Genomic DNA, 14,793 nt, shown 5'->3' with positions numbered 1-14,793 from the left:
CGCCTGCACACACTCAACAGGAATAAGAAATGAAGAAAAGCAAAGAGACCGAAACAGACGGGTGCGTGCCCAATTGTCGTGCGGATTCTGGCGGAAATGAAAGCTACAGAAAAGCGGTCGAAGATCTGATCGAGCGCGACCGCCAAATGACCGAGGCGCGTGCAGAAAAACTCCGGATTCTGCACGATATAGTCAAAGACACGTTCGATGCCGTGGTCCTGTTCGGGCAGCACTATAGTGGAAGGCTCGATACGATTTGTACATTCTCGGTGTTTCACGAGGACCCGGACTCCCGAGCCACCGTGAAGGCCTTCGTGAAGGACGCGCTGTCACGAATTAGCGTTGCGATTATTTGGGAGGGCAGGGATGTCATGGACATTCCGCTCCGAAAGGATAGGGCGACGGCGCATGAGAAGGTCAGGATGTGGGAAATCCTGAACCCATGCGCGCGCCAATCGCTTCGCGGAGATACCCCGGTGACTTACCTGTTCAACTGCTTGGCTTCGTGTTTTCGGGTGAGCTCAAGATAACTACTGATGTCCGTCGCTGTCGGAAGCAGGCGGTCAGGAAGATGACGTTTGCAGTGGGCCTGGGATACCCGGCTGTGCTTCTGCTCAGCTGTGGCCCAGACCGGGACATGGTAGGCACCGCCTGGAGCATTCGTTTCAGGGCGGCATTCGGAAACCTTGCCAAACTTCCCTGTCAGCAACAGGGTGATCGCGTAGGGCAGGCGGGGTGTCAACTCGGGTGTCGATGTCATGGTTTCGCCTTTGACGTTCATCACGGTCAGGGTTTCTGACGTTAGGTAAGCTTGTCCCATCAAAAGCTGGTGGTGATACAGCTCAGACATTCTCTGAACGGCGTCTCCCGTGTTGCACAACAACGCCTCTTGGACGTCATTTTTGAAGCCAGCAAGCTTTTTGGGGAAGCCACTTGGCAGGTCGTCTGCTTCGATCCGAAGAAACCGTGTACCATCCCAGACAACAACGGCGTCAAACACGAAGCGGCTCAATTCAAATGGAGCATCTTTGAACACGTAAGAGATGGCGCGGATGGAGGTGGTGGTGTCCGGCCAATCGGCGAAGAGATTCATCAGCCTGGCGCGCCATTGCAATTGCTGTGTCACAGCAAATGATGATTTCGGGAGGCCGTCGTTTGCGTAGCAAAGCATGGCGTGCCCCTTTTGCGCCTGGTTGATGAGGTTGGTCAGTTCGGTGTCTTTGGACAGGGTCATAGGGGTCTCTTTTGTTGATGCGTAAAACGAGCTTCCAAATCCAGGCAAAGCGGATCGGGCAAGGCTGCTGTGGAAGCAACGTGGGAACAAGTTCGCGAATTGTGAAATCGCTGACCCGAGAAATCTGATGAAAAGGGCAGGGGAGACGGATCCGGGAAGATTGGCAGCGCCGGCTTCCACCCGTTTCACGATCTTCGATGTGTCACATCTGTGTTTTGGAACAGTGTTGAGTACTTGCCTCACGCTGCTGCGCGCCGCAGCCTGGAGAGGTAGGTCGGGGTTCAGACGGCAGGATTCTTGGCGCACAAAATCTTTTTCAGAAAAACCCACCAAACCGGCTTTGCAAAATCCGATACCGACCGAACCTTATGATCGCACTGGGCGATCAAGGTGATCGGGCGGGTGCGGAAACCGGGCGTCGTCCCAAAAAACAACAAAAGGGCAACCTGATGAGCGAGCACTATGTAAACAAAGCGATCCTGCTGGACGAAGCGGAACTGGTCGCGCGCTTCGCATTTGAGCCGGAAGATTTCGACGAGTTTGTAGATATGGCGGAATACGGGGTTCGTGGCGAGCTCGGAGACAGTGAATATCCAAGGTTGGAAGTCCTTGGCGTTTGCTCCGAGCGTTTCGACCGGGCGGATATCCAGAACCAGGACTATCGCACGGAATGGGTGGAGACAGGTAAGGGCTGGAACAAGACATTGTCCTGCCTCTTCCGAAAACTGGGTGGCATCAATGAAGATCTGAGTGCGCGCTTTCTCAGGTCGGAAGACACAGGTGTGTTGGTTTCCAGCATTATTGAAGACCTCAAGCGAGATGTTGAGCAGCAAGACTTTTTCAACGCGAGGCGGCGTATTTCTTCTCTGGAAAACCTGAAAGACGCCGGATTGCCGTGTTTTCGAAGCGCTGGGGACCTGACATTGGGCGGGGACGACGACGCACACGATTGCCGTGGCCGCAATCGTGGGCCTGGAAAGAGGGTGATTGTTGAGATTGCCTATGTGTGGGGATAGCCGCGAGCGCGACGGCCCGAGGGGAACGGCCTTCTGAGGGTATCGTGATCCCTCCGTGGACAGGGGCGGCGTGCAAAGCCTAAGTTGAAGCTTGGAATGGCCGCTAAGCTCTGCAGCTACCCGCCGTTGACGACTCATCTGGTCTGATGGCACGCTGGTGCAGCCTGAGGGTCGGTTGCCCGGCTGGCGAGAAGCCGTCGCCGCATGCATGCGTGGTTAGGTGAGTGGGCTACGCGCGGTGACCCCGGCTGGTGGAGGTGGATCTGCTCGAAACCACCTCCACTTTGTAACCGGCAAGCGTCACGCAGCTTGTGGCCATTTTACCTCGATATCCACGTCTGTGTTTTGTACCTTCTTTTTCTGACGGGCAGAGAACCTTACGGACTGTTTCCAACGTCTGGGCAATATCCACCCCCCCAGTCGGGAGGCAGCAGGTCCTGTTGTCGCCTCCACCCCTTCACCGCCGCTGCGCCGAAACCTACTCCAGCCTTTCCGGGCATGCGAACGGGACAAACGTGCTTGCCATACCTTCGCTCATTGTCATCACCGTCAGCATGTTCGCCATCTCACGTTCAGCGTCGCTTCGGGGGCAGACGGCGATGTTCCCGGTGCAGCCTGATGAAACAAATGCGGTATTGTCGGCGATGAACTCTTCACCGATGCCATCGGGGTCGACACTGACATAGGCCCAATCCCAGGCACGTTGATAAAGGACGCATTTCTGCTCGGTCCATGTCAGGGCGTTCATGTCGTCGGCCAGGGCCGCACCCGAAAGGGACCCCAACAGCGACATACACGTAAATACCCGGGTGAAGATCATCGGCGGAATACCTGTATAAAAACGGTGGAAATGCCCGGGTACAAGAAAATCGGTGCGCGTGCGAGAACCAAACCCCTGTTGCGAAAATTTAACCCGATTTCAGCGATGATGTTACACCGCTCCGTATAGGGTGCGGGTCGCACCTGCTGGCCTCTTGCAGGGCCTGTGAACCCAATGTGCGGGGGACGATCCCGCCGATAATAGACCGCTTCAATAATTACCTGATCATGACGTGCCGAGCGTTCCCATTTGGCGTTGCAGCTCTTTTGGTTGAGAGCCGCAACATCAAAGGCAACGGCTTTTTCAATTCGAAACCTACAACCCCAACCGCGCGCGAGGAGCGGTTGCACTTGGACCTGTGGCATCCCGCCCCAGGCAATAAAGGGAGAACACTATGTTCTATTCCCCAAAGACCGAAACCGGTCTGCTCCAGTGCATCGCCAGCGCAGTGGAGGTCGGTCAATGAGCGTTTTCGAAGATCCCCTTCATAGGGCGCTTTATACAGCGCTAAACGCTACAGACACCGCCAAGAATGCTGTGTTTGATATAACTTCGGGTTCCGATTGTCCGGAGATGCTGCACGCGGTCGCGGAACGTTTCTTCGAATCCGAAGACAACGAACTGATTGCTTTAAATGTGATAGAAGATGTCGGATTACTGATGAGGATGCTGCACGACGCTGCCGCAGCTGAGACACAGTCGGGATACGTAGCGGATGAGCATTGCATGTCCGGTGGTGGTTACGAGGTCACGCATCTTTCGGATCTGGGCCAGCAATTCGAAACCGCGCGGGAGGCAGTCGCGGCACTGTATGCCGCGCTTTATGAAGTGAACCTTCATTTGCGGGCCGACCGTCTGTCAGTATCGCTGCGCACGTGAACATAGAGGGGCGGCGGTGTCGCCCCTTCCTTGATCCGTCAGTGGTGTCGGTCGTCAGACGGATTTGGCCTTTGCGTCACAACACCGATCCTGCAGGGCACTGCTGAATTCTCCAGTTTTCACTGTCGAAAGTCAGATTCCTTCGGTCCAATGTCGTGCCAAGGAGAGAGGCAGCTATGAACCCTCTCCACCATTTGATTGACGAGTAATCTTGCAGACGATAACCAGTGTTCCATGGAAAACACTTCGATCATCGCAATGACTTGGTGGCTGGCCTCCTGACAGGGTGGCCGGATGACCAAACGTATTCCGAGGCCGCCGCATGGGCGGTCTTTTGTTTTCCGAGCTTCCCGATGCGCCGCCTCCCGTTTCATGAGAAGACGCAAATGAACAGACCAACCATTTTGACAGGTGACCGCACCACGGGGCCGCTTCACATCGGGCACTATGCAGGCTCGCTGGCAAACCGGCTGCGCTATCAGGACAGCCATGAACAATTTCTGCTGCTGGCGGATACCCAAGCCCTAACCGACAACGCCCATGACCCGGAGAAGGTGCGGCGCAGTGTGATGGAGGTCGCGCTGGACTATTTAGCCGTGGGCATTGATCCCGGTCGCACCACCATCTGCTTGCAATCGCATCTTCCGGCGCTGGCCGAGCTGTCGATGCTCTACCTAAACTTCGTCACGGTCGCGCGGCTCGAACGCAACCCGACGATCAAGGACGAAATTCGCGTGCGCGGGTTCGGACGGGATATTCCTGCCGGGTTTCTGTGTTATCCGGCGGCACAGGCGGCAGACATCACGGCCTTCAAGGCGACGGTCGTGCCGGTCGGCGAAGATCAGGCCCCGCTGATCGAGCAAACGAACGAGATCGTGCGGCGCATCAACGCAACCGCGGGCTGCGCCGTGTTGCCCGAGGCGCGGGCGATCATCCCCCGGGCGGGCCGGTTGCCCGGTATCGACGGCAAGGCCAAGATGTCGAAATCCGGTGGCAACGCCATTGCGCTGTCCGCGTCGTCCGAGGAGATCCGAAATGCAGTCAGGGCGATGTTCACCGATCCGAACCACCTGCGTGTCGAAGACCCGGGCTACATCGAGGGCAATGTCGTCTTTACCTATCTCGACGCCTTCGATCCAGACCAGGACGGACTTGCCGAGCTCAAGGCACGGTACCAGCGAGGCGGGCTTGGCGACAGCAAGATCAAGGCGCGTCTGGAAGTCATCCTTCAGGAGCTCATCGCCCCAATTCGCGAGCGTAGGACACAGCTTTCCGAAGACAAAGGATACATTCTTGATGTGATCAAAGAAGGCACGGAACGGGCGCGAGAGCGCACCGAGATGACAAAGCGGGATGTGGTGAGTGCCTTGGGTCTGTTCCAGTTTAAGGGACCAGAGGCGGGCGAGCCGGATGAAGGTCCGCTTCGTCCCGCGCTCCCTTCATGTACCTAAGTGTTCCAGTTAAACACTCAGTTCGGATTCCGACATGCACCGGAAGTGCGTGAGTTCGCCCCAGATTTTTTCTGCGGTCTCCTTTGTTGGATCACCTTTAGCCAGAAAAACCACAACTTCCGTTCTCGCGTACCGGGCAGCGCGCTTCACCTCGGCGACAACAATGCGCGCGTAGGTGTGATGGGTTGCTGTCACTGAACTACGCAACTTTGGCGTCTGATTGCCGCGTTTCAGGAAAGTGCGCGCGGCTTCCACACTCAAAAACACCCTCGGCGCACCATCCGTCAAACCCTGAGGTGACACCCGGATTGCGCCGGTTTCAAGCAAGCCATCTGTTATTGCTGCGTCGAGGCGGCCTGGTGTCAGTTCCTGCCACGACACCAGCCTGTCCACCGGGATACCCGGGATCGGGATGTTGCAGCCGATGATCACCTTTTTCGTTAATTTCGTCCTCGCCAGACGCAGCCTTTCGATCAGCTGGCGCGTCGACAGCTCACGGCTTTGCAGCTGCAGGCGACGCACGCGTTGATCAGGGTGGCACGGCACCAGAACGGCTTTCGACGAGCCATCAGTCATCTCGTAAGAAACCGGTTCTTCGGGCATGCGTGCATGGCCCAGTGAGTCCGAGGTCAGCAGGTTTAGCGGGTTTCCGGGTGTGTCTCCCCACAGAGCGCGAGCTTGGTCTTCGAGGGCAGAAACCGGGAGTTCTTCCCGCCCGATCACGATGACGGTAGAGCAATTCTGGTAACGATTGGACCCCAGGGCCCGGCCACCGAACCACAGCCAATGCGCGCCGTGCAGCTTGGTGCTCAGCATGAACTCCGAAATTTCCGTTTCGGACATGCCCTCGAATCCATGACCTGCCTCCTCGAAGAAGGTCCGCACAACCTTCCTCGTGGCGCCAACAAGGACGCCAGTGTTTTTGTCGAGGCGGTCCATTAGAACCTCCCGCGCGATGATCCGCCGCCAGCTCTCACGCAACCCGGAATTCCTCAGAAGGCTTCCATTGGTCATTCTGCGATCATGCAGCTGTGTCACAAGGGCGTTTGGGCGCAGCGTGACGTCATGAACCTTGCGGATATTGCATTCAAGCGCGGACAGGATGCCGACATCAGCATCGGCATCGAGAACCAGCATGGGTTCCTTATGCCTGAGTGGTTTTCGACGCAGCACGCGGATGAAAAAAGCGTCGTCCTCGATGATCAGCCTCAAACGCTCAGTCGTGCAGAGGCCCGCTGCCTTTGCATCAGCCAGCACCCGCCAAAGTGCAGCGAACCTGGAAACATGCCGGTGGTTCTGTTCCGCCTGTCCAAGTAATTTTGCCTGATACGCCTCAGTCTGGTCGGGAGACAGGTCGGGGCAGGGGGCTTTCCCCATCCATTCCAAGTCGCTCAAGCGCAGATAGTCTTCGCTGGAGAAGGGCAAAGACAAAGGGGATGCATTATCCATCAAAGCCGCAACAACCTGCTTCGCGGCGTCCAGCAAGCTGGCGTGCTGCCCGGCCATTGCAGCTGGGAAATGGGTGCGTGGATTTGTAAACGCGGCCGCTGACACATCCTGGATCAACAGGAATTGCTGCCAGAAGGTTTCATCGACGATCCGCAGGTCGCACCTTTCAGCCGGGTCAGGCAGGGATAGATAGCTTGTTGCAAGGAAACGGTATTTCGTCACGTTGTTGAACTGCTTGAGATAAGCACATTCCTCAAAATGTGGGCAAAGCTTTGCGGTCCCATCACTCTCCTCGCGTCGGCAGAAGTTCTGCTGCGCCGAGAGACCAAGGCGGTTGGCCCGCTCCACCAGCTCAGCTCGCGCGCACATGCGTCCCCGCCCATCCGAGTGCGGGGCCGAACGCCCCCGGATCGCTTGGGCATCCAAATCTAAAGCGCGGGCGTCTGAAGCTGCCTCTTCAGCCAAAGCCAAGGTTGGCAGGTGAAAGGACACATGCTGGTCGGTGCCGCGTCTTTCCTTTTCAGCCAGGAGCAGTCTTGCAAGCCGGCTCTTACCTGCGCCTGGACTGGCGCGACAGACGACTGTCGGGACGTTTGCGTTGTCTTGACCCGGCAGTGTTAAGATCTCGTCCGCACCTTCCAGGGCTTCCCGCAGATCCAGATCTGCATCTTGCAAAGAGGTGAAATTCGTCGCTGGGGCCGGTGTGTCAGTGTCGAACGCGCCTTGCCCGGTGAAACGCCCCGTTCCGTCTCTTTGAATGTCCCGTTTGATATCTGTGATGGTCATCGCCAGTCTCCGTGTTGTCGTCGCTGGCGATGACCTGTGTCTAAACCGGAAATCTGGGAAATTGAGGTTTGGTTTGGAAGATTTGGGGCGGACCGGAAATAAGACATCTATTACCGGCGTGACCCAAAAGGTGTCGAACTGGTGGTGGTTCGATCCCGGGGCCGATGGCGTCGAAATCGGGGAAGTCACCAGTAAAAACTTTCCTTCGAAATTTCCGCCAGGCACCGATTGGACACAATTCCTCCTCATAAAACAGGAGGTAAAGGATGCAGGTTCCAAAATACTACTCAGTGAATGAAATCGCCGAAATCTTCAGGCGCGATCCCCACACGATCCGGGACTGGATCAATCATGGCTGCTCGACACCACACGGGCCGGTCAAGCTGCAAGCCGCAAAGCTGGGGAAATCCTGGACCATCAAAGACGAATGGCTCGCGATCTTCGAGCTTCGCGTCCGGCCTGACCAGGGAAGGCCGGATCTCGAACTCGAATGACCGGTCGCCAACAATATGACGGAGCCAGGATCATGACCCCTGCACAGGAATTGAAGACATATCTCGAGACAAGTGGAGAGTCCCGACGGGCGCTTTCGCTGCGCGCAGGGCTGAACGCGAAGGCGGTCGCAGACATCCTCAATATTCCCGGTCTCAGGCCGCGCCACACCACGCTTGTGGCGCTGTCTGAAGCGACGGGTCGTGATTTTCTCAGTCTCGGAAAAGAGCCGCCGCGAACCTATGCCGATCTTATCGCCAACGCGCAGGTCAAAGGCGACACCAGCCTCGTCTCACGGCTGAAATGGCTCTGCCGGAACGCGGGTTGGACACCGGAGCTGAAAGTGGCCTGCAAGCAGGACGTCATCGACTTTTTCGATCGCAACGGTCCTGCAAGCGTCAATCTGACAAAAGGCAGTTTCGCAACCTATCGATCCGCATTGGTGAACGCCGTGGCTGGTCGTCAATCGCGCCAGCGACACCGCCGGATCGATGATATCGGAGGGATGTATGGGGAAGCGTACAGAGCCATCCAGGCCAGCGACCTTCCCAAGTCGTCCAAGGTCGCATCGGGACCGTTCCTGGTTTTCCTGCACGACGAAACTATCGACCCACGCGCGATTTCCACTGACACCCTGGCAGACTATTATCGTCACCGGGTCGAGGTTTCCTCCAAGGGAGAGGACAGTTGCAAAAAACATGTGTGCGAAATCTCAACCTTGCTGGGCAAGCTGTCGGCGCATGCAGATCTTTCGCGATTCGGTTTCGTCGCCGCAGATCACCCATTTCAAGATAGTCGCGACAAGTTCGGTGTCGATGAGGCGTTGATCGCGCCACTGCTGGCAGAATTTGAAACCCACGTCGCACCCTGGGTGACAGGGAAAATGTCACGCGATGGCCAGCCCCGCTCGGAGTTCATTGCATCCCTTGATGCGCTGGAAGCTCCGGTTTCCGACAAGAAAGCCCGGCTGCGCAATGCCAAGCAAGATCGCCTGAAGAAACCTGGGAAATCAAATCGCAACACCGTGCCCGCGGTGGCTGCGGATGCCGGGTTTCTGATTGGGAGGGACTGCTGGAACGCCTCGACTCTCTATCGGCGCCGTGGCTATGTCAAATCCATGGCCAAGGCCATCATCGCCGCAACGGACGTTGTTCCCGAGACATTCGAAGAGCTGACCGATCCCGAGTTTCTGGAAGTTGGTGCTGAGGCGCTCGCGGATAGCAACAAGGGCGATTATCCCAGTGACTATGTTGCCAGTGTTCTCAAATCCATGCGCAAGATCGCGGCCGGATACATTTGCCGATCCCCTGAAGATCTAAAGGACATCGCTGATCTCATCAGACTGCATGATACCGGTATTTCCGGGATCGCACCGCGCAACAAAGCGAAACTCCAGCAGTTTACCGAGACCCGAGTCATCGAGACAACCCGGCTCTCGGGATCGATCATCGCTGCGGTAAACGATGAGGTTGATCGCCGCCGCAAGGCGCACAAGGCAAGTTCGGGTACGTTGCCGACAAAGATCGACGTCATGGATGCGGAGTTGATCCGGGACGTGATGGCCGCGCTGGCGCATGACATCCTCATGAGCCGGGCCCCACGCAGCGACAATGTCCTACGTGCAAGGCTGGACTGGATTTCCTGGCATGGCGATGTGGCCCGTCTGACGGTGCCTGCGGCCGAGTTAAAAATGCGCGGGAAGGGGGATGCGGATCTACCGATCCTGCTCAGCGAAAGCACGAGCCGATTGCTCCGGAAGTATCTGGAAGAACTTCGTCCCCACACCCTAAAATCCGGAGACAGGCAGAACCCTTATCTGTTTCCGGGCCAAGGGCGGGGGGATACCGGCACGCATTACAGCACGCTTCTCAAGCGGGTTACGCGACTTTTGGCGAAGCACGTTGGTGTTCTGATCCACCCTCATCTCTATCGCCATCTGATTGGGTGGATCTGGCTGAAAGACAGTTCGGATCATCTTCCGAAGGTCCAGCGTCTGCTGGGGCACAAAAACCTGCAAACTACGCTCGATTACTATGCCGAGCTGGATGAAGACCTGCTGCTGGACGAATGGCAGGAAACGCTGAACGAGAAATCCCAAGACAAGTCGTTAAAGCGCGACACAAAAAGGAGGTTTGGATGATAATCAACGCTCATCTGCGTCTGCTCGCAAATATCCGTGGATCATCTCCCAGCGATTCAGTTCCCGTTCGCTCTGAGCTCTCGGAGCATCTGTCGCAACGGCAGTCGGAAATAGGCGACACGGCCCTGGCCGAGTTCGCCTATGTTCAACAAGTGGCCAAGACCAAGTGGGGACCGGAGCAGACCGCGCATTTTGGTCAGGTCTTGCGCCAGCATAGAGTGTCGCAGAAACCTCCGCGCAAGACTGCATGGGCCGAGGCCGCAGCGTTGCTTCAAAAGCTGCCCGAACACTGGCATTCTCCTATCGCCGGGCAGATAGCGCTGTCCAAACAGGGAAAACGCGTGTTGGGCCAGACGTTGTGGAGCGCGTCTCACACATTGAACGTCATCCGTTCCTTGAAGCGATGGGCCGCGTATTGTTCGGAGCGCGGGTGTTCATTGGCGCCGACGGGGTCCTCATTGGACGCTTTCGGGCGTCACCTGTTTGCTGATCTGGAAGATGGGCGAACTGTGACTGCACGCACAGTCGCAGACTATCAGTCGCGCATTCTGAGCGGGATTGGCCTGGTTCAGCCGGGATTTTCTTCCGCGGCCTGTAGTTTTGTCGTCGCGGATTGGCGTAACCGGGCAGACCAGGAGGGCGCGGTGACAAAGACAGGTGCGCAACTCGTTGGCGCCACAGCAATCTGGGATCTCGGGTTCCAGCATATCGGAAACGCCCGGTCCTCCCAGATGCGGGGATTGGATGCCGCGCGGCAGTTCCGAAACGGGTTGATCCTCGCCATCGGAACCGCCTTGCCGCAGCGGGCCCGGGCTTTGTCGTGCCTTTCCTTCGGCAGCAGTCTTTGCCTTCAAGATGCCGAGACCGTCTGCATCCGCATTCCGGCGTCTATGCTGAAACTGCCGGAAGATCGAAAACAGGGTGCCCCGTATGAACGCAGCCTGCGTAATCCGCGTTTGGCGGAAGCTCTGCAGGAGTATCGTCAGTTGTTTCGCCCGATCTTCGATGACGGTTGCGCGGTGTTTCCATCTATCAAATCTCGGAACACCGCAGTTAGTGAAAAACAGATCGGTCGATTGACCGGCAATATGACCGAAAAGGCCTTCGGAACCCGCATATCGATTCATCGGCTGCGCGACAACGTGGCGACGCAGGCCAGCGAAACCATGACTGCAACAGGCAGTGCCGCCGCCGCGCTGCTCGGTCACAGGTCGCAGGCAACCGTGGCGCGACATTACGATCATTCGGAAGGCATTCAGGCGGCAGAGGAGTTTGGTGCTCTACTGTCATCCTATAAAGGAGCGGGCGTTGATCTTGACCTTTGATACGGCATTCAAAAACGCCGGCGCCCTGCGGTGATCTTTTTTGACCAGGAGTGACAAATGAGTGGGGAAACAGAAGCGAGCGGTTGCAACCAGATTCCCCAATCCTGGCGTTCGCTGCGGCTCGAGCGAACTGGAAAACGTGGACAAAGTTGCCGTAGGCTCAACGGTTGCTGAGGACCGGTCTCAGCCCTAAGCGGACCTTCAAAATCCGACTTTGCAATTCTAGTATTGCGGACAAGTTAGACCGCGTACTGCCAAGCTCTGTTTCAGTTCATTTTGCCTGACAACGTTTGTGTCGGCAGTTGTCCAAAGAGTGCTCTGTAGTCTCGCGCGAACTGACCCATATGCCAAAATCCGTAAGCGTTTGCGATGTCTGATATACTCTCCTCTGGCGAGCAGGATACCAGTTCATGGCGCACAGCACCGAGACGGGCTCTTAGATAAAACTGCTTGGGGCTCACCCCATATGTTTCCTGAAACGCGCGACGAAGAGTGCATGCGGATACCTGAATATCTGCACATACTTCACCGATTGAAACGTTATCCATCAAATGGGCCCGCATGAACTCAACGGCTTGTTGTGCTAAACGGGTTCTGTTTTTACTGTTTCGCCGATCACTCCATTTTTCGCCTACCACCAGCATTTCCAGAAGCTCTAAGATCATATCACTCTCTTCACTATCAGAGCTTGGTCCGGCCGCTGATCCAATTAGAAAGCGCGCTTTGTTTTTGACTAAGGAATGAAGCTTGCCAGCGTCGCTAACGAAAGATCTAAAAGCGTCATTTCGCACGGTGCTGATATCAAGACCGCAATCGTCGGCGATCCGTTGAGCCCTTCGGATGTCGATGCCAAAGGTCAGGCCTGTGAGCGTTGAATTGCTCACGCCTTCAAAAGGGTCTCCGCTACCAAAATTCATCAGAGCGGTGTCTGAGGGTGAGCCGTTAAGCCAAGTCCGTACACTCCCTTTGTCTGGTAAGCCAAACGCTAGAATGTCAGGGCGAGAAACACCGGTTTGGTACACAGCCTTATCAAACGACAAATCAATTATTTGAAGGTCAAGACCTGCCCAAACGGATACCGAAGAGTTCATAGTTCCCTCTTCAATTTGGCGTAGCTCGACATCCCATTGGGACAGCTCGCGGAATTGCGAAGGGTCCTGCAAAAAAAGTGTGTTTGGGGCGCAGGTTTTTTTGGGGGCTGATCGTTTTTTGATGTCGTCCATTCCGCCCCGCAGGTAGTTTTCATGAAATGTTATTCGAATATGTAGGCTTGGACAATTGCAAGACAAAGCAGACAAATCGAGAGGGAAGAGGTTCGGACGCCCATCGTTGCCTGACGATACTGCGCGCACCGAACGCGTCGTAACGCTGCTAACCAAAAGCGAAAAAGAGTTGTTGCGCTCACAGGCTGAAGACAGCGAACTCTCCCTTTCGACCTTTTGCCATCATCTGATCCTTGAAGGTCTGAAAACAAGTAAATCATGAAACAGGGGTATCTCATGAAATCAAAACTGTTCCTCTCCGCGCTGGTCTTTGCCGGCTCCGCTATCACGGCGGCAGCTCAGAACAGCAATATCGTGCATGATGCGGAATACTATGTGCTGAAGCAGCAAAACGAAGCCGTTTGGGTCGAGAACGACGCACAGGTTGACCAACTGCTGGCCGATTTTCGTGAGAAAAACGGAGGGAACCCCCCAAACATCTTCTACATCCTTATTGACGATATGGGTTTTGGCGACATGGGTATGCCCGAGATGAACGCGATACGCGGGTATTCGACGCCCAATATCAACGCGCTCGCAGAGGAAAGCATGCGGTTTGCGCGCATGTATACCGAGCCGTCCTGCACACCGTCGCGTGTCGCCTTCATGACGGGTCGCCAGCCGTATCGCAATGGGATGGGCGATACCGCCGTCGATATTTCAGGTTTTGGCCTTGCCGATGAAGAAGTCACAATTGCCGAAGTTCTGAAATCCGTAGGCTACAACACCTCGCATGTTGGCAAATGGCACATGGGCGACATTCAGGAATCCTGGCCTACTTATCAGGGCTTTGACTACGCCGCGTTCCCCATCCATCAGCAGGGCCAGTTGGCCATCTTCAACGAAGATGCAGCCAAGGAAGAAATCACCATGGCCATAGGGGAAGACAACTACAACTCCAAATACACGCTGGATGATTGGTTTCGCCCTGATCCGGGACACATGATTACCGGCCTTGAAGCTGTTATTGGCGGGGAGGTCCGCGAAGTCCATATGGAACCGGGTGAGAAATGGACCCAGGACAAATATAATGAAATGAACATCCGCTATCAGGCACAGGCGATGGAACAGTTGCGCCTGCTAGCAGAACGGGAGGAACCGTTCTTCCTGCAATACTGGCCGCTTGTCCCTCTGTCGACAACGCGCACGACGAGAGAGGCGTTCACGACACCCAACGGCGGTACATTCGTTGAAAGCATGGAAGAGCTGGATGAATGGATCGGGGTCATTCTGAACGAAGTCGATGCGCTGGGGCTCAGGGACAATACCCTAATCGTTTTGATGGGCGACAACGGTCACTTCACCAAATATGCCCCCGGCAGTGGGTTTTCGCCGCTGGTCTTCCGCGGCGGCAAGGCCGATACGTCCGAAGGAGGCGTTCGGGTGGACGCGTTTGCCCGCCTGCCCGGCTTGATCGAGGGAGACTCGATAGTATCTGACATTATTCATATCTCTGATTTGTTCACGTCAATTGCGCGTATCGGCGGAGCGATGGATGCCATCCCCCGCGACCGGATCATTGACGGTGTCGATCAGACGTCCCTGATGTTTATTGGCGATACGCATGGGCGCAGGGATCATGTACTGATCTACTCGATCAATTCGCTGAAAGAGGTGGTAAAAGAACACATCAAACTCAAAGTTCCGGCCAAAGGTGAAAATGCTATCGTGGCCAAGTTCTACAACCTGTTCCGCGACCCCCGCGAAGAACAGAGCGTATCGACCGAGATCGGAGCATGGGCTGGACACGAGTTTAACCGCATTATTGCCCGCCACCTGAAATTCAAGGAAATGTACCCCGATCAACCGGCCGCGACTGGACGTCCCTATGAAGGTATCGTGAACCTTCGTCCTGAAACCGTCGCAGCGGTGGATGCCTTTGTCGCCAAGCGGGACATTCAGCCCGACTAAAAGGTGAAGCTGATAAGAGTCATGCAAG

At 56.0% G+C, this 14,793-nt stretch carries 12 protein-coding genes; 8 read left to right on the top strand and 4 right to left on the bottom strand.

Annotated elements, in window-relative coordinates:
• The first annotated feature begins 29 nt into the window (after positions 1-29).
• Positions 30-530, top strand: a complete 501-nt coding sequence (locus ACR0B5_RS21920) for a hypothetical protein (protein ID WP_480543442.1) — start codon at positions 30-32, stop codon at positions 528-530.
• Here ACR0B5_RS21920 and ACR0B5_RS21915 read toward each other — a convergent pair.
• Entirely contained in the window at positions 482-1,234 is a 753-nt protein-coding gene (locus tag ACR0B5_RS21915) for a hypothetical protein (protein ID WP_480543440.1), read from the bottom strand. The genes ACR0B5_RS21920 and ACR0B5_RS21915 overlap by 49 nt on opposite strands.
• Positions 1,235-1,602: 368 nt before the next feature.
• Between ACR0B5_RS21915 and ACR0B5_RS21910 the strand changes: the two genes are divergently transcribed.
• Positions 1,603-2,250 (top strand): hypothetical protein, encoded by a 648-nt coding sequence (locus ACR0B5_RS21910; RefSeq protein ID WP_480543438.1) that lies wholly within the window; start codon positions 1,603-1,605, stop codon positions 2,248-2,250.
• Between the two features lie 478 nt (positions 2,251-2,728).
• Here the strand turns inward: ACR0B5_RS21910 and ACR0B5_RS21905 are convergent, their stop codons facing one another.
• Positions 2,729-3,043 (bottom strand): hypothetical protein, encoded by a 315-nt coding sequence (locus ACR0B5_RS21905; RefSeq protein WP_480543437.1) that lies wholly within the window; start codon positions 3,041-3,043, stop codon positions 2,729-2,731.
• Between the two features lie 489 nt (positions 3,044-3,532).
• Here ACR0B5_RS21905 and ACR0B5_RS21900 point away from each other — a divergent pair, with 489 nt between their 5' ends.
• Positions 3,533-3,949, top strand: a complete 417-nt coding sequence (locus ACR0B5_RS21900; protein WP_480543435.1) for a hypothetical protein — start codon at positions 3,533-3,535, stop codon at positions 3,947-3,949.
• Between the two features lie 386 nt (positions 3,950-4,335).
• Positions 4,336-5,400, top strand: a complete 1,065-nt coding sequence (gene trpS / locus ACR0B5_RS21895; RefSeq protein WP_480543433.1) for a tryptophan--tRNA ligase — start codon at positions 4,336-4,338, stop codon at positions 5,398-5,400.
• A gap of 9 nt (positions 5,401-5,409) precedes the next feature.
• Here trpS and ACR0B5_RS21890 read toward each other — a convergent pair whose 3' ends face one another.
• A complete protein-coding gene (locus tag ACR0B5_RS21890; RefSeq protein ID WP_480543431.1) occupies positions 5,410-7,635 on the bottom strand; it encodes a hypothetical protein in 2,226 nt (741 codons plus the stop codon).
• 266 nt (positions 7,636-7,901) lie between these two features.
• On the opposite strand from ACR0B5_RS21890, the gene ACR0B5_RS21885 reads away from it, so the two are divergent.
• The 3 genes from ACR0B5_RS21885 to ACR0B5_RS21875 are packed head-to-tail and all read left to right on the top strand — an operon-like array spanning position 7,902 to position 11,592.
• Entirely contained in the window at positions 7,902-8,129 is a 228-nt protein-coding gene (locus ACR0B5_RS21885) for a helix-turn-helix domain-containing protein (RefSeq protein WP_480543429.1), read from the top strand.
• Between the two features lie 32 nt (positions 8,130-8,161).
• A complete protein-coding gene (locus ACR0B5_RS21880) occupies positions 8,162-10,267 on the top strand; it encodes a site-specific integrase (RefSeq protein ID WP_480543427.1) in 2,106 nt (701 codons plus the stop codon).
• Complete coding sequence (locus ACR0B5_RS21875; protein WP_480543425.1) at positions 10,264-11,592, top strand: hypothetical protein; 1,329 nt, start codon at positions 10,264-10,266, stop codon at positions 11,590-11,592. The genes ACR0B5_RS21880 and ACR0B5_RS21875 overlap by 4 nt, the downstream gene beginning before the upstream one ends.
• A 266-nt stretch (positions 11,593-11,858) precedes the next feature.
• Here the strand turns inward: ACR0B5_RS21875 and ACR0B5_RS21870 are convergent, their stop codons facing one another.
• The gene (locus tag ACR0B5_RS21870) at positions 11,859-12,815 is read right to left on the bottom strand and encodes a helix-turn-helix domain-containing protein (protein ID WP_480543423.1); all 957 of its coding nucleotides are present in this window, start codon (positions 12,813-12,815) and stop codon (positions 11,859-11,861) included.
• Positions 12,816-13,091: 276 nt separating this feature from the next.
• Here ACR0B5_RS21870 and ACR0B5_RS21865 point away from each other — a divergent pair, with 276 nt between their 5' ends.
• Positions 13,092-14,765 (top strand): sulfatase-like hydrolase/transferase, encoded by a 1,674-nt coding sequence (locus tag ACR0B5_RS21865; protein ID WP_480543421.1) that lies wholly within the window; start codon positions 13,092-13,094, stop codon positions 14,763-14,765.
• Positions 14,766-14,793: the final 28 nt, after the last annotated feature.

This window comes from Ruegeria sp. AG1 (genome assembly GCF_056541705.1).
This window is presented reverse-complemented; position numbering and strand designations above follow the sequence as displayed.